This window comes from Sphingopyxis sp. BSN-002, assembly GCF_022024275.1.
GTDB lineage: Bacteria > Pseudomonadota > Alphaproteobacteria > Sphingomonadales > Sphingomonadaceae > Sphingopyxis.
The window spans coordinates 1,202,617-1,218,074 of the sequence record NZ_CP091804.1 but is presented as its reverse complement, the minus strand read 5'-3'; the positions used below and the strand labels follow the sequence as shown (position 1 = coordinate 1,218,074).

The 15,458-nt window shown below is 63.6% G+C and carries 14 protein-coding genes; 6 read left to right on the top strand and 8 right to left on the bottom strand.

The window, feature by feature from the left end; genetic code table 11:
* The first annotated feature begins 200 nt into the window (after positions 1-200).
* Positions 201-2,855 carry a TonB-dependent receptor gene (locus tag L7H23_RS06050; protein ID WP_237838453.1) on the top strand — a complete coding sequence of 885 codons (2,655 nt, stop codon included), beginning with the start codon at positions 201-203 and terminating at the stop codon, positions 2,853-2,855.
* Positions 2,856-2,968: 113 nt separating this feature from the next.
* On the opposite strand, the gene L7H23_RS06045 is transcribed toward L7H23_RS06050, so the two are convergent.
* Positions 2,969-5,914, bottom strand: a complete 2,946-nt coding sequence (locus tag L7H23_RS06045) for a TonB-dependent receptor (protein WP_237838452.1) — start codon at positions 5,912-5,914, stop codon at positions 2,969-2,971.
* Between the two features lie 437 nt (positions 5,915-6,351).
* Between L7H23_RS06045 and folE the strand changes: the two genes are divergently transcribed.
* The gene (folE, locus tag L7H23_RS06040; protein WP_237838451.1) at positions 6,352-6,948 is read left to right on the top strand and encodes a GTP cyclohydrolase I FolE; all 597 of its coding nucleotides are present in this window, start codon (positions 6,352-6,354) and stop codon (positions 6,946-6,948) included.
* A 7-nt stretch (positions 6,949-6,955) separates the two neighbouring features.
* Here folE and L7H23_RS06035 read toward each other — a convergent pair whose 3' ends face one another.
* The 7 genes from L7H23_RS06035 to L7H23_RS06005 all read right to left on the bottom strand — a co-directional run bounded on the left by L7H23_RS06035 (position 6,956) and on the right by L7H23_RS06005 (position 12,191).
* The gene (locus tag L7H23_RS06035) at positions 6,956-7,612 is read right to left on the bottom strand and encodes a Fe2+-dependent dioxygenase (RefSeq protein ID WP_237838450.1); all 657 of its coding nucleotides are present in this window, start codon (positions 7,610-7,612) and stop codon (positions 6,956-6,958) included.
* An 8-nt stretch (positions 7,613-7,620) separates the two neighbouring features.
* Positions 7,621-8,646 (bottom strand): hypothetical protein, encoded by a 1,026-nt coding sequence (locus L7H23_RS06030; RefSeq protein WP_237838449.1) that lies wholly within the window; start codon positions 8,644-8,646, stop codon positions 7,621-7,623.
* Positions 8,647-8,738: 92 nt separating this feature from the next.
* Complete coding sequence (gene rplI, locus L7H23_RS06025; RefSeq protein WP_237838448.1) at positions 8,739-9,365, bottom strand: 50S ribosomal protein L9; 627 nt, start codon at positions 9,363-9,365, stop codon at positions 8,739-8,741.
* 13 nt (positions 9,366-9,378) lie between these two features.
* Positions 9,379-9,603 (bottom strand): 30S ribosomal protein S18, encoded by a 225-nt coding sequence (gene rpsR, locus L7H23_RS06020; protein ID WP_037554562.1) that lies wholly within the window; start codon positions 9,601-9,603, stop codon positions 9,379-9,381.
* 12 nt (positions 9,604-9,615) lie between these two features.
* Complete coding sequence (gene rpsF / locus L7H23_RS06015; RefSeq protein ID WP_237838447.1) at positions 9,616-9,981, bottom strand: 30S ribosomal protein S6; 366 nt, start codon at positions 9,979-9,981, stop codon at positions 9,616-9,618.
* Between the two features lie 135 nt (positions 9,982-10,116).
* Positions 10,117-10,803 (bottom strand): hypothetical protein, encoded by a 687-nt coding sequence (locus L7H23_RS06010; protein ID WP_237838446.1) that lies wholly within the window; start codon positions 10,801-10,803, stop codon positions 10,117-10,119.
* Complete coding sequence (locus L7H23_RS06005; RefSeq protein WP_237838445.1) at positions 10,803-12,191, bottom strand: Mur ligase family protein; 1,389 nt, start codon at positions 12,189-12,191, stop codon at positions 10,803-10,805. Before L7H23_RS06005 ends, L7H23_RS06010 begins: the two co-directional genes overlap by 1 nt.
* 50 nt (positions 12,192-12,241) lie before the next feature.
* On the opposite strand from L7H23_RS06005, the gene L7H23_RS06000 reads away from it, so the two are divergent.
* Genes L7H23_RS06000 through fabG form a run of 4 tightly spaced genes read left to right on the top strand, consistent with a single transcriptional unit; the run spans position 12,242 to position 15,430 of the window.
* Positions 12,242-13,069 (top strand): LD-carboxypeptidase, encoded by an 828-nt coding sequence (locus tag L7H23_RS06000; RefSeq protein WP_237838444.1) that lies wholly within the window; start codon positions 12,242-12,244, stop codon positions 13,067-13,069.
* 45 nt (positions 13,070-13,114) lie between these two features.
* Entirely contained in the window at positions 13,115-14,053 is a 939-nt protein-coding gene (gene fabD, locus L7H23_RS05995; protein ID WP_237838443.1) for an ACP S-malonyltransferase, read from the top strand.
* A 4-nt stretch (positions 14,054-14,057) separates the two neighbouring features.
* On the top strand, positions 14,058-14,636 hold the full coding sequence (locus L7H23_RS05990) for a hypothetical protein (protein ID WP_237838442.1): 579 nt from the start codon (positions 14,058-14,060) through the stop codon (positions 14,634-14,636).
* A gap of 53 nt (positions 14,637-14,689) precedes the next feature.
* Entirely contained in the window at positions 14,690-15,430 is a 741-nt protein-coding gene (fabG, locus tag L7H23_RS05985; RefSeq protein ID WP_237838441.1) for a 3-oxoacyl-[acyl-carrier-protein] reductase, read from the top strand.
* The last annotated feature ends 28 nt before the right edge of the window (positions 15,431-15,458 follow it).

Genomic DNA, 15,458 nt, shown 5'->3' with positions numbered 1-15,458 from the left:
TGCACATGGCGTCATCCCGATGACGCCATGCCGTAACGTAAACTGTTGCTATTTAGCCACTAATCTCCAGAAAAATCGGCGATTTCGCGTGCGCGCGCGTTGACGCGGCGCAACGGTGGGGTAGAGCCACCAGTCACCGCGGGCATCTCCCACTCAGGCCTTTGGGCTGCGCCTTCGCGGTTTGGAGAGAGAGTATCATCATGACTTTGCGCAACATCCTGTTGGGCGCCACCATGCTGTGCGCCGCAACCACGCCTGCCTATGCCTTTGCCCAGGACGCCGCCCCCGCCGACGATACGGCGACCGCGACCGACGCCGGCAGCGACACCACCGATTATGGCAACGAGATCATCGTGACCGCGTCGAAGCGTTCGCAGACGCTGCAGGACACGCCGATCGCCGTGTCGGTGACCTCGGCGGCCGACCTCCAGAATTCGCAGATCCGCGACCTCATCGACCTTCAGTCGGCGGTCCCCAGCCTGCGCGTCTCGCAGCTCCAGTCGAGCGCGAACACCAACTTCATCATCCGCGGCTTCGGCAACGGTGCGAACAACCCGGGTATCGAACCGTCGGTCGGCGTCTTCATCGACGGCGTCTATCGTTCACGCTCGGCCGCCCAGATCGGCGACCTTCCGAACGTCCAGCGCATCGAAGTCCTGCGTGGTCCGCAGTCCACGCTGTTCGGCAAGAACGCGTCGGCGGGCGTCATCAGCATCGTCACGCAGAAGCCGCAGTATGAATTCGGCGGTTCGGTCGAGGCGAGCTATGGCAATTATGACGCCATCGTCCTGAAGGGCGACATCACCGGTCCGATCAGCGACAAGGTCGCCTTCTCGATCGGCGGCAACTTCAATCGCCGCGACGGCTATGCGAAGGACCTGAACCTCAACACCGACGTCAACGACCGCAACCGCTGGGGCGTTCGCGGCCAGCTGCTGTTCGAACCGACCGATGCGCTCTCGATCCGCCTGATCGGCGACTATGACAAGATCGACGAGAATTGCTGCATCGCCGGCAACGTCATCGCCGGCCCGACCATCGCGATCACCAACGCGCTCGCCGGCGGCCCCAGCGTCGACGCCAACAACCCCTTTTCGTACCGCGTGTACAACAACTTCCTGTCGTCGAACCTGATCAAGAACTACGGTGGTTCGGGCCAGATCGATTATGACCTTGGCAATATGTCGCTGACCTCGATCAGCGCCTATCGCGAGGTTCGCGCCAACACCAACCAGGATTCGGACTTCACCAGCGCCGACCTGATCGGCCAGAAGTCGGACGATACCGCGATCAACACCTTCACCCAGGAACTGCGTCTGGCGTCGGATTTCGACGGCCCGCTCAACTTCCTGGTCGGCGGCTATTATTTCAACGAGAATATCAAGCAGCACAGCCAGATCTATTTCGGCGACGATTTCCGCGCCTATGGCAACGCGCTGATCCAGGCCGCCAGCGGCGGCGCGCTCAGCGTTCCGCTGCTCGAGGGCACGCTCGGCACGCTCGAGGGCAATCCGGCGAAATATGCGGGCAGCTTCTTCCGCGCCGGCGACGGCATGGACGAATATTATCGCATGAAGAACACCGCCTGGTCGATCTTCGGCACGCTCGATTTCGAGATCACCGACCGGCTGACGCTGACCCTCGGTGGTAACTACACCAAGGACAAGAAGCGCTTCTCGACCGACGTCACCAGCACCGACGTCTTCTCGGGCATCAACCTCGATGCAGCGGCCTATGCACCGTTCCGCAACACGCTGCTCTTCCAGGGCGGTCTGGCGCAGCAGGTCGGTAACGTGCTTGGCCTCGGTCGTTCGGCAACCGCCGCTGAAATCCAGGGCTTTGCCGGCGCAAACCCGGCGGCGTTCGGCCAGATCTCGGCGGGCGTCCAGGCTTTCGCCAACGCCAACCAGAACAACCCGGCAGCGAACCCGCTCAACCCGCTGAAGGCGTTCCAGTTCCTGCCGCCCTTCCTCAACCTTCCCAACGCGGTTGAACCCGGCAAGACCAACGACGGCGACTTCAGCTATAGCGCGCGTCTGGCGTACAAGCTGACCGACACCGTCAACGTCTATGCGACCTATGCGACGGGCTTCAAGGCGAGCTCGGTCAACCTGTCGCGCGACAGCCGTCCGCTTGCCAGCGACCTGCCGGCGATCATTTCGGGCGGGCTCGGCACGACGAACCTCGTTGCCGGTACGCGCTTTGCGGGTCCGGAAGAATCGACCGTCTACGAGTTCGGCCTGAAGGGCCAGTGGTCGGTCGCGGCGGTGAACATCGCGGTGTTCAAGCAGGCGATCAAGGGCTTCCAGTCCAACGTCTTCACCGGAACCGGCTTCGCGCTCGCCAATGCGGGCAAGCAGTCGACCTTCGGTGTCGAGTTCGACGGTTCGGTGCGTCCGGTCGACGGGCTCAACCTGACGCTGGCGGTCACCTATCTCGATCCGAAGTATGACAGCTTCGTCAATTCGGCGTTCGGCGATATCTCGGGCACCAAGCCCGCAGGCATCCCCGACCTGTCGGTCGCGATGGGCGGTACCTACACCCACGAGTTCGCCGGCGGTACCAAGGCGATCTTCCATGTCGACTATCAGTATGAAAGCCCGGTCCGCGTGGTCGAGGGTCTGCAGGGTATCCCGCAGAACATCTCGGACTCGCTGAAGCGCGAAGTGAACCAGCTCAATGCATCGTTCACGGTCGCGCTGACCAACGGCTTCGAACTGGGCGTATGGGGCCGCAACCTCACCAACGCGCAGTATCTGACGACGGTGTTCCCCGCGGTTGCCCAGTCGGGCAGCGTCTCGGGCTATCCCAGCCAGCCGCGCACCTATGGCGTGACCGGCCGCTTCAAATTCTGATACGGTTCCGGGGCGGCCCGCCGCCGCCCCGGCCCGACCGAGGCATAAAAAAGGGCCCGGCCATTCGATCGAATGGCCGGGCCCTTTTTTGTCGGCGTTGCCGTCGGGGCGGTTTAGAATTTCACGCCGGCCGCGATGCCATAGCGGCGCGGTTCGAGCGTGAAGACGTTGGTGTAGTTACCCGACGACTGGTCGGTGATATATTGCCCCGTGACGCTGGCAGAATCGAAGATGTTCTGGATGAACCCCTTCACATACCATTTGTCGTCGGCGCCGTTCAGTTGCAGCTGGGCGTTGACCTGGGCATAGCCCTTGATCCGGTTCACATTGCCGTTGAAGATGCTGCCATAGCTTTCACCGGTATAGGCAAGGTCAAAGCGCGGGACGAGGGTCATATCGCCGAGGTGTGCCGTGTACTGGACGCCGGTGCTGAACTTGTAGTTCGGCGCCTGCGGCAGCTGGTTGCCCTTGATGTTGACGGGGATGCCGGCCGAGAAATACTGGATCCCGCCGAACGCCTGACCCACGGTCGCCGCGGTGGCTTCCATGACCGAACAGATGCTGAAGGCACCGCGCGAAGCGATCCCGCCATCGGACGGGAAGGCCGTCGTCGGCTGCAGGTTCGCGCCGGCGGCGACCCCCGGGATGGCCCCGGCGTTGATCAGCGTCTGGATCTGGTTGACGTAGCCGTTGACCCCCGCGACGCTGCCCGAGGTCGAGGCGACGGCGCAGTTCGCGGCGTTCGTGATGTCCTTGATGATCACCGCATCGGAGCGGCCGCCGCCAAAGTCACGCGGATTGCTGGTGAACTTGTCTTCGCTCACCTTGGTGTGCAGATAGCTGAAGCCAAGGTTGATCACCCAGTCCGGATCGGGGCGGACGATGCCTTCGACTTCGAAGCCGTAGATATTGGCGCTGACGTTGTCGTTGACCGCGGTGCGGGCGACGATCTTGCTGAGCTGCAGGTCCTTGTACTTGTAGTAGAAGGCCGTGACGTTCAGCTGGAGCGCGCCGTTGCCGAAGGTGTTCTTTGACCCGATTTCGAAGGCGTCGACCTGTTCGGGCTTGAACGATTCCGGCACCGCGAAGATCGGCTGCAGCGGCGGGTTAATACCGCCCGACTTGTAGCCGCGCGAATAGGACGCATAGAGCAGATTGTCGTCGGTGATCTTGTAATCGAGCACCGCGCGGCCGGTCAGCTTGTTGAACTTGACGCTGCGTGCCTGGATGATCTGGTTTCCGGGCGTGCCAGGGTCCGCGTCGAAGGATCCGACGAAGGGCGACGCGAAGATGTCGCCCGTCAGGCTGTGCGGAACGAGGAAGCTCGCCAGCGTCGATCGCGCCGTCACGCTCTTCTTGTCGTTGTTGTACCGCAGGCCCGCGGTCAGCTTCAGGCGGTCGCTGAATTCGAAATAGGCTTCGCCGAAGAGGCCATAGGACGTGATCTTGAGATCATCGGTGTTGTTGCGGAAGAACGGCGTCCCGAGGAACGACGGCGGCAGAGGGCCGCTGGCATTCGTCGCCGCCGTGAAAGCACCGAGGACGCCCGTCAGATAGTCGATCGGGAAGGCGTTCACATAATAGCTGTTCTCGGTCAGGTGATAGTCGGCATAGATGCCGCCGAGCAGGAAGTTGAACGGCCCGTCGAAATCGCTGGTCAGGATCGTTTCCGCCGACCAGCTGCTGTTATACTGGTTCGAACGGTCGAACTGGAGCGACTGGTCGCTACAGATCGCGTTCCCGCCATAGACGCCCTGGCCGGTCTCTTCAGCCAGCGATGTGCAGAGCTGGCCGGTCGGACCGTTGGGGATGATCGCCGCCGCTACCGGAGCGAAATAGGGCGTGAACGCCGGGCCAAGCGCCCCGTTGGCGGCCGCCTGCAGCGTCGCAAGGCCGGTAGCATAAAGCGCGCGGTTGCCGACGTTGCTGTTATAGTCCTGCGAGGCGTCGAGCTTGACCTTCTGGTACTGACCCGAAACCTGCAGCGAGATCGGCCCGAAATTATGCTCGATCTGGCCCTGCAGCGTCAGTTCGCTGGTGAAATAGCTCGGCGTATAGGCGGTGTTGACCGTCCGGGCGTCCTTCGGGATCGTCGTGTTGGCGTAGATGTCGGTGCCGTAGAGGCTGCCCAGCGCAAAACCCGCCGGAATGCCACGGATTGCCAGGAATTCGCGCGAGGTCAGCGCCGCGGTAAAGGTCGCGTTGGCGTTGAACGGCGAATTGTCGAGGCGGTTGTTCAGACAGCCGAGGATGCCGGTCGGGTCGCGCTGGCAAAGCTGCTTCTGGATGCGCGTACGCTGGTCGCGTTCGTGGAAATAGGAGGCGAGCAGGTCGACCGTCGTGTCGGGCGTCGGCTCCCAGCGGAACGAGCCGCGGACCGAATAGAGGTCGCGATCGTCGATGCGGGTGTTGAGGAAGGCGTTCTTCGTATAGCCGTCGCGGTTGAGATAGATGCCCGCGACGCGCAGCCCCATCGTATCGCCAAGGGGGATGTTGACCATCGCCTTGCCCTTGATCGAATCATAATTGCCATATTCGGCCTCGGCCGCGGCCTCGAAGGTGCCGAGCTTCGGCTTGGCGGTGATCACGTTGACCACGCCCGACGTCGCGTTGCGGCCGAACAGCGTGCCCTGCGGACCGCGCAGAACCTCGATGCGTTCCAGATCGAAGAATTCGGTTTCGAACAGGCGGGTGGAGAACAGCGGATCGCCGTTCAGGTGGATTGCGGTCGCGCTGTCGCAGGTCGTGCCCACGCAAAGGTCGCCGATACCGCGGATGGTAAAGCTGGCGCCGGTAAAGTTGGTCTTGGTGAAGGTGACGTTGGGCAGCGTCAGCTGAAGATCGGACGGTGTCTTGATCTGCTGGGCTTCGAGGGCCTCCGACGAGAAGGCGCTGACGGCGATCGGCACGTCCTGCAGGCGTTCCGCCTGGCGCTGTGCGGTAACGACGATTTCGCCGCCGAAAGCATCGCGTTCGGTTTCGGCCGAGTCTTGCGCATAGGCAGGTGTCGCCACCGCCATCGCCACGATCGACGATCCGATCAGTCCCTTGAACTTCATCTACATCCTCCCTTTTTCGAACCCGCTTTTACGGGGTCGCCCAAACTGAAAATTGGTCAAAGGGGAGGGGCAGCAACCAGACACGACAAGAGGCGCGGAGCCGGTATGGCCAAGCGCCTGTGGTTATCCCTCTTGCCAGCTGTGCTGGTCATCGTCCTCTCCCACCGGCGTCGGGGAAAAACGCGCGGCATCTCCGGATTACGGTCCGCTTGAGCGAACTCTGTAAGGCGTCAAAGGTGCGCCGAGTTGACGAAAGCGTCAAGTCACTTGTTACGGCTAAAAAAGCGCGGAATTCTGCGCGCGTCCCATTTTGAAAAAAGCACAGATTCCGCAACGTAAACTTGTCTGCGTCACGGAAATTCTTTCCCCGCCGGGGTTGCGCGCGCCGCATTTCGCGCCGAAATGTGCGACATGATAGCAACAGTGGAAGCAGGGTGATGACGAAGGTGGAACTGGGCGCGGACGGCAAGCCGGTCGTGCCCGACGAGGTCCTGGGGGCGGTACGCACCCTGATCGAATGGGCGGGCGACGATCCGTCGCGCGAAGGACTGATCGACACGCCGAAGCGGGTGGCGCGCGCGTGGCTCGAATATTGTCAGGGCTATGCCGACGACCCGGCTATCCATCTTTCGCGCACCTTCGAGGAAGTCGGCGGCTATAACGAGCTGGTGCTGCTGAAGGACATTCCGTTCCAGTCGCACTGCGAACATCATATGGCGCCGATCACCGGCAAGGCCTCGATCGCCTATATGCCGCGCGACCGTGTCGTCGGTATCTCGAAGCTTGCGCGCGTGCTCAATGGCTTTGCGCGGCGCCTGCAGGTGCAGGAGCGGCTGACCGCCGAGGTCGCAAAATGCATCTGGGACAATCTGCATCCGCACGGCGTTGCGGTCGTCATCGACGCACAGCACGGATGCATGACGGGCCGCGGCGTGCGCACGCCTGGGGTCGGTATGGTGACCAGCCGGCTGCTCGGCTGTTTCCTCGACGACGAGCGCAGCCGCAAGGAAGTGCTCGCGCTGATGGGTTATTGACCGGCGGCTAGCGCCGCCATTGCCTCAGCAGCTGATATTGCACCGCCTGAAGCCGGGTGAAATTCTCCGGCGCCATGTTGCCGCCTTCGAGTGCCGCGACCTCGTTGAGTTCGTACATCAGGTTGCGGTGCTGGACGTCGGGGATCAGGCTCTGGATGAAGGTGATCGCGACGAGCCGTTCGCCGCGCGTCACCGGCTCGACCTCGTGCAGCGTATGCGAGGGATAGACGACCGCTACCCCCGGCGCTTCCCTGAAGCGAAGGTCGGCGTTGCCGAGCTGAACATGCAATGCGCCGCCGTCATAATCGGCGGGGTCGTTGATGAAGACGGTGCAGCTGACATCGGTGCGGAGCTGGCCGTCGGGCAACGGGATATAGGCGGCGTCGGGGTGCAGCCCGTAATGCATCCCCGGCGTATAGCGGGTCAGCAGCGGCGGCGCGATCCGCGCAGGGAAAGAGAATTCCATGAAATCGCGGTTCTGGACCATCGCATCGAGCAGGATCTTCGACGAGCGCTCATAGGCGCCGGCATCGTGCAGCTGGAGGTTGTTCTTCACCTTCGAATGCGGGTTGCTGATCTTGCCGTCGACGAATTTGCCGCTGGCCGCGATTTCGCGCAGCGCGCGCACCTGCGTGTCATCGAGAAGCTGGACGAGCTTGAACATTCGGGTTCCTAACGGATCGGCAAATCGGCGAGATGTGTATAGCGCCGCGCGAGCGCTTCAACCCATGCGATGGCTTCGGCGATCGCGGGGGCGTGATCGGATGCCGCCTGCGCCTGCAACTGGCGGCGGAGATCGGGGCTGTAGCCATGTTCGGGCGCTTTGGAATATTGCTGCATGATCGGGCCGGCGATTGCGGCCTCGACGCTGGCGGCATCGACCGGCAGGCCGAAATGCGCGCTCTGCGCGGCAAGCGCGGCGGCGGGGCTGGCGAGCATCGCCTCGAAATCGACCCACAGCGTACGAGGGCCGGCAGGTAGCGTGCGCTGTGCACTTGCCATTTCGCAGAGCCAGCTCATCGCGACGCGCGTCACCGGTGGCAACTGCCACAGGGCATGCGGGAAGTCCGGGAGCAGCCCGGCGAGCCGTGCGATGCGGGCGGGCGCCTGCGCGAGTGTCTCGGTCATCGACGCCTCGCCCGCGAGGATCGTCTCGATGTAGCGCGGCAGGGGAACGTAGAGAAAGAGCGCGCGCCCTTCGGCGCCGGTAAGGTCGTCCGCGATCGCGGTGATGACGCTCGACGCCTTGACGATCGCGCGCTGGCGGGGTGCGAAGCCGCGGCCGAGCCAGCCGAGAACCTGCGCCAGCCGCCGCCGGTACAGGTCGGGTGACCAGACGGACTCGGGCCGGTCGATCCGTTCGGCCACTTGCGCCAGCGAACGCAGCAGCATCGGTTCGCGGAGCGGCAGCGTGTCGCTAGCTGCGGCGAGCAGGCGCGATGCGAGCGTCGAGCCGACGTGGCCGATGTGGAAGATGAAATCGGGGCGGGGTGCGTCGCCGAGGTCGGGCAGCGCGTCCCATGCCAGCCATTCGCGACCGATGCGGTCGGTCAGGAGCCGCTGGTCGAGAAAACTTGCCGAGCGATAGTCATCCTCACTCAGCAGCGCGATCAGGACGCGATCGTTCGCCAGATCGGCCATATGCGGCAACAGACTCGCATCGGCGGCAAAGCGGCGCTGGAAGGGATCGTCGGCCATCGGTGCAGCCATAGGAAAGGGCAGGGCATAAGAAAAGGGCCGCGTCTCCATCCGGAAACGCGGCCCTTTCGAAAGGCGTTGCCTGAGGAAGCTTACGCTTCTTCGGCTTCGTCCGAAGCAGCTTCGGCAGCCGGGGCTTCCGACGGCGGGGTCGCTTCTTCGAACTCGTCTTCGCTGTCGGGTTCGAGTGCCGAGGCAACCGCTTCGGCCTGTTCTTCCTCGAACATGGCGGCGATCACGTCGATGCCCTGCTTCTGCATTTCGGCTTCGTCCGGCGAACGGGCGACGTTGACCGCGACGGTCACGACGACTTCGGGGTGCAGCTTCACCTTGACGTCGAACAGGCCAAGCGACTTGATCGGGCGTTCGAGCTCGACCATCGACTTGGTGACGTTCGCGGCGCCGTCCTCGACCAGCGCGTCGACGATGTCGCGCACCGAGACCGAGCCATAGAGCTGGCCGGTGTTCGACGCCTGACGGATCAGGACGACCTGCTTGCCGTCGATGTCCTTGGCGCGGCCTTCGGCATCGGTGCGACGTTCGGCGTTGTCGGCCTCGATCTTCGAGCGGTTGGCTTCGAAGAGCTTCTTGTTGGCGTCATTCGCGCGCAGCGCCTTGTTGTTGGGCAACAGGAAATTGCGGGCAAAGCCGTTCTTGACGGTGACGACGTCGCCGATACCGCCCAGTTTCTCGATACGTTCGAGCAGGATGATTTCCATCTGTCCGCCCTCCTTACTTCACGATGTAGGGGAGCAGGCCGATGTGGCGCGAGCGCTTGATCGCCTTCGCCAGCTCACGCTGCTTCTTGGTGGAGACCGCGGTGATCCGCGACGGGACGATCTTGCCGCGCTCCGACAGGTAACCCTGAAGCAGACGGACGTCCTTGTAATCGATGACCGGTGCGTCCTTCGCGCTGAAGGGGCAGGTCTTGCGGCGGCGGAAAAAGGGTCGTGCCATGGTGCTTGTTCCTTATTCTTCGCCGTCGCGGTCACGACCGCGGCCACCGCGGCGTTCCTGCTTGCGCATCATCACCGACGGACCCTTTTCGAGTTCGTCGACCTTGATGGTGAGCCAGCGGATGATATCTTCGTTGATCGCGGCCTGGCGCTCGATTTCCGCGATGGCTTCGCCCGAAACTTCGGCCGAGAGCATCACATAATGGCCCTTGCGGTTCTTCGCGATCTTGTAGGCGAGCTGCTTCAGGCCCCAGGTTTCGGTCTTGTGAACCGTGCCCTTGAATTCGCCGATGACGTTGGTGACGGTTTCCGCCAGCGCGTCGACCTGAGCCTGGCTCAGATCCTGACGCGCGATAAAGACATGCTCGTAAAACGGCATGGTGCGCTTCCTTCGATTTGGCCGATCGCTGGTTCCGCGCCAATCGCGAAACCCCTCCGGCTGTCGTCCAGCTTTGCGTATTCGTGCAAAGCAAACGGGGCGATGGCAACGTGGCCTCGCCCCGAATGAGCGCGCCTATACAGATTCGCGGGCGGAAATCAAGGATTGTTGGCGAATATCGGCAGGAGCTGTGGCGCATGGACGATATTGTCGCATACCGATCAGGGTATCGAGGAGCTTAGTCGGCACGTGCACCCGGCGAATACCACTTGACGATGTCTCGCCTTCCAGGATCAGGCAATCCCGGCCGGGCTCGCGGTAAGGTTCAAGTTCGAAGTAGAGGTCCTCGTCAATCGGCACCGTTATTTCCCTGCTGCCGTCGAGTGGCAATACGGTGGCGCTATAGTTCAATGACCGTCGTCCAGCCCCGTCTATGCCTTTTACGACGACCCATTGCGAATAGGACACGGGTTCGCGACCCACGAACATGGCCATCTCGTAAGCCAGGCGGGCATAATAGCTCCCTGCAGTTGCAGCCAACAACGGCAGCACTATAAATGCTAAAATCTGACGTAGTCCGACCTCAAGATTCGGGCGGCTCATGAGACTTCTCGCGGCCAAGATCCCAAATGTCAGCCCGACGGCGGCGGCGGCGGCGCGAAGTATGTCCGGTGGCGGATCGACCAACGCGTGATCATGTAGTGCAAGTTCAAGGGTGGCCGTCACGGAAAACAGCGCAATTACAGCCCAGAACCAGCGTTTTCGGGTCCTTGCAGCCGGATCGCCCGGCTCCTCGGCCCTTTCTAGGCTCGATATTGCCATCAATCTTCAGCAATCCGATCCAGCAATTCGCGGCCGAATTCGGTGAGCGTGTCGTCGCGGGCGCCGAGAATCAGGATGCGGTCGCCCGGTTTCGCTTCGTCGATTATCGCCGCGCCGCATTCGGCGCGGGTGGTCAGATGGACGGCGTTCGCGCCGCCCGCGACGATGTTTGCAACCAGCGCTTCGCTGCCGGTGCTGCGGTCCACCGTGCCGCCGAAATAGACGGGATCGCTAACGAACAGCCTGTCGTCCTCGCGCATTCCCTGCGCGAAGCTGGTGGCGAGTTCCTTGCCCATCTGGCGGAGCGGACCATAGCCGTGCGGCTGGAAGAAAAGGAGTGCGCGGCCGGGCAGTTCGGCGACTGCCGCCAGCGTTGCGGCGACCTTGTCGGGATTGTGCGCGAAATCGTCGATGACGGTAATGTCGTTTGCCTGCCCCAGCACCTCGTAGCGGCGCGCGAGGCCCGCAAAGCCGGCGAGCGCCTCGATCGCCTGCGCGACCGGGATACCGGCGGCGCTGGCGGCAGCGATCGCGGCAAGGGCATTGGCCGCATTGTGGCGGCCGGGCATACGAAGATTGGCCTCATATCCCGTGCCTTCGGCATGGACCATGAAGCGGCAGCCGTCGGGCAGCGCCTCGAAGTCCGCGCCGCGCACGGCGGCGGCGGCGGCGGCGAAGCCGAAGGGCAGCACATTCGCGCCCGTCAGCAGCGGGGCCGATTCCGGGTCGTCGGCGTTCACGACCGCGACGCGCGCCTTGGCGGCGAAATCGCCGAAAAGCCGATGGAGCTCGGCGAGACTCTTGTGATCGAGGCTGATGTTGGTGACGACGGCGACATCGGGGCGATAGAGCGCGATCGAGCCATCGCTTTCGTCGACCTCGCTGACATAGATTGCAGCCTCGCCCACCAACGCGCTTGCGAAGGGCATGTCGGCGTTCGCGAAATTGCGCATCACCGCGCCGTTCATCACCGTCGGCTTGCGGCCCGCGCTTTCGAGAATCCAGCCGATCATGCCGGTAACGGTCGATTTGCCGCTGGTCCCGCCGACGCCGATCGCCGCGTCGGCGGCGTTGAACAGCGCGGCGTTGAGATCGGCGCGCGTCATCCGCGGCAGGCCGAGGGCATTCGCCGCGGCGACGTCGGGTACGCTGTCCTCGACCGCGGCCGAGGCGACGAGAATCTGCCCGACCTGCGGCCCGCTGCCGTCCTGCGGGAAAAAGCGTATGCCTTGCCCTTCGAGCCAGGCGAACTTTTCCGGGCTGCGCCCCTGGTCCCGGCTGCGATCGGAACCCGAGACGGCAGCGCCGCGCGCTGCGACGATCATCGCGAGTGGCAGCATACCCGACCCGCCGATGCCGCAGAAGAAATAGGATTTGTTTTCCGACATGGCGGCGCGATATGGCCTTGGCGAAAGCTTGGCAAGGCAGGGGAGAAGACATGCGTATCGGGATCGTCGCACCGTCGACCCCCATCCTGCCCGACGATGCGGAGGCGGTGCGCGCCATCGCCAGCCTCGGCTATCCCGACGTCGAGCTGGAGTTCGACCCGCAATGTTTCGCGGTGCATGGTCATTTCGCGGGCGAGGACGGGCACCGTTTTGCCGCACTCGTCGAAATGGCGAACCGCCCCGATATCGAGGCGATCTGGTTCGCGCGCGGCGGCTATGGCGCGTGCCGGATCGCCGAGGACGCCGTTGCGGCGATGATGCCCGCCGCGCGGGGCAAGGCCTTCCTCGGCTATTCGGATCAGGGCAATCTGCTGGGCGCGCTTTATCGCGACGGTTTCGACCATGTTGCGCATGGGCCGATGGTGGCGGACATCCGCCGCGAGGGCGGCGACGCGGCGGTTGCGCGTGCGCTCGACTGGCTCGTCGCGCGCGATCCGGCCGCGTGCGAAGGCGGGCTGGAACATGGCGCGCGGCATGCCGCCTTCAACCTGATGACGCTGTCGATGCTGCTCGGCACGCCGCTCGAACCCGATTTGTCGGGGCATGTGCTGATCGTCGAGGAAGTCAGCGAATATCTCTACGCCTTCGACCGTGCCTTCTTTCACGTCGCGACCTGTCTGGCGCCGCGCGGACTTGCCGGCATCCGGCTCGGCCGCGTTAGCGACGTGCCCGAAAACGACCGGCCCTTCGGCATGGAGGCCGAGGAGATTGCGCAGGGCTGGTGCGCGCGCGCCGGCATCCCGTGGCTCGGCCGGGCGGACATCGGCCACGATGCGGCGAACAAGGTCGTGCCCTTCGGCTTGCATCGCGCGGGGTGAGCGAATAGGCGCGGGCCAATTCGAATTTACGCTAGGGGACGCAATATGCGCGCATTCATCTTTCCGGGTCAGGGCAGCCAGGCGGTCGGCATGGGCAAGGCGCTAGCCGATGCCTCGCCGGTCGCGCTCGAGGTGTTTCAGGAGGTCGACGAGGCACTCGGCCAGAACCTCTTCAAGCTGATGAGCGAAGGTCCCGAGGACCAGCTCACCCTCACCGAAAATGCCCAGCCGGCGATCATGGCGAACGCGATTGCCACGCTGCGCGTGCTCGAAAGGGAAGGCGGCGTGACGCTCGCCGCCAAGGCCGACTATGTCGCGGGCCACAGCCTCGGCGAATATAGCGCGCTCTGCGCTGCCGGGGCATTCGACCTGCCGACGACGGCGCGGCTCCTCAAGACCCGCGGACAGGCGATGCAGGCGGCGGTCCCCGTCGGGGTCGGCGCGATGGCGGCGCTGCTCGGCGCCGATATCGACACCGCGCAGAAGCTCGCCGACGCGGCTGCCGAGGGTGAAGTCTGCACCGTCGCCAACGACAACGACCCGTCGCAGGTCGTGATTTCGGGCCACAAGGGCGCGGTCGAGCGCGCCGTCGCGCTGGTCAAGGATTATGGCATCAAGCGGGGCGTCTTGCTGCCCGTATCCGCGCCCTTCCACTGCCCGCTGATGCAGCCCGCGGCCGACGCGATGGCCGAGGCGCTAGGCGCGAACCCGCCCGCAGCGCCGCTGGTGCCGGTGTTTGCGAACGTCACCGCGAGCCCCGTGAGCGATGCCGACACGATCCGCGACCTCCTCGTCCAGCAGGTCACCGGTCGCGTCCGCTGGCGTGAAAGCGTCGCGTCGATGGAGGATATCGGCGTCGGCCAGTTCGTCGAATTCGGTGGCAAGGTTCTCTCGCCGATGGTCAAGCGCAGCGCATCGGGCGAAGTCGAGACGCTCAGCGTGATTTCGATGGACGACATCGAGGCGCTGCTCAAGGCACTTTGATCTCATGGCCAAAACCTTCCGATTGCTCATCGCGTTGGCCGGTACCGCTTTGACCTTCGTCGGCGCGCCCGCATTTGCGGCCGAAAATCTCGTTTGTGTTGATAGCGGATACAGCGTCGCGGATGAGGCGCGAATGGACGGCTTCGTGTCTGGTTTCGACCTGGTCGCGTGGGGCAAGGAAGGGCCGCCCGCCGACATCATGCAGATGATTGTCGCCCGAGCAGATGTCTGTTCGAAACTGTACGGCTGGTCCGACGAAGCGACACGGTACGCCGTGGCGTTCAAAATGGCGCGCGTCGGCTTGGCTGGTTCGGAGCGTAATGGCGTACTGGATAGCAATCAGATTGCCGGACTGCAAAAATCCATTACCCGAGAAGACGTACAAAAGGGGAAGCTGGTATTCGGGCAAATGGCGAATGCTTATCGCCAAGGCTCTACGATGCTGACGGAATCTCCGGATATGTTCATAGGCCGGCTGATTCTGCGATCCGGTGTGCCGGCCGAACGCGCCGCCGCCGCCGGCGGCTGGATCGGCGCGACCATATTGTGTGCCCATTTCACAGAACTATTCGACGCAGCCTGATTCATACGAATTTATCGCGCTCGTACGCCGAGCGCAGGATAGGAGTTAGATAAATGTTCGATCTCACCGGCATGACCGCCCTCGTCACCGGCGCCAGCGGCGGCATCGGTTCGGCTATTGCGCAGGCGCTCGCGGCGCAGGGCGCGCGGCTCGCGGTGTCGGGGTCCAATGCCGACAAGCTGAACGCGTTTCGCGACACGCTCGGCGGCGATCACGTCGCGCTGCCGTGCAATCTCAGCGACGCCGCTGCCGTCGACGCGCTCGTTCCCTCTGCGGTCGATGCGCTGGGACAGCTCGACATCCTCGTCAACAATGCGGGTGTCACGCGCGATAATCTGATCATGCGGATGAAGGACGAGGAGTGGATGGATGTCATCCGCATCAATCTCGAAGCCAATTTTCGCCTCGCGCGGGCGGCCGCCAAGCCGATGATGAAGGCGCGCTTCGGCCGCATCATCTCGATCACCAGCGTCGTCGGCGCCACCGGCAACCCGGGGCAGGCCAATTATGCGGCGTCGAAGGCGGGCGTCACCGGAATGACCAAGGCGCTGGCGCAGGAGCTGGCGAGCCGCGGGGTCACGGCGAACTGCGTGGCGCCGGGCTTCATCGCAACCGCGATGACCGACGATCTGCCCGACGCCCAGAAGGAAGCGCTCAACCAGCGCATCCCCGCCGGCCGGATGGGCGAGGGGAGCGATATCGCCGCCGCGGTCGTCTATCTCGCGTCGAAAGAAGCCGGCTATGTCACCGGTCAGACGTTGCATGTGAACGGCGGGATGGCCATGCTGTCCTGAATATCGAGAGCGGCCGGGTCCGGGCGAT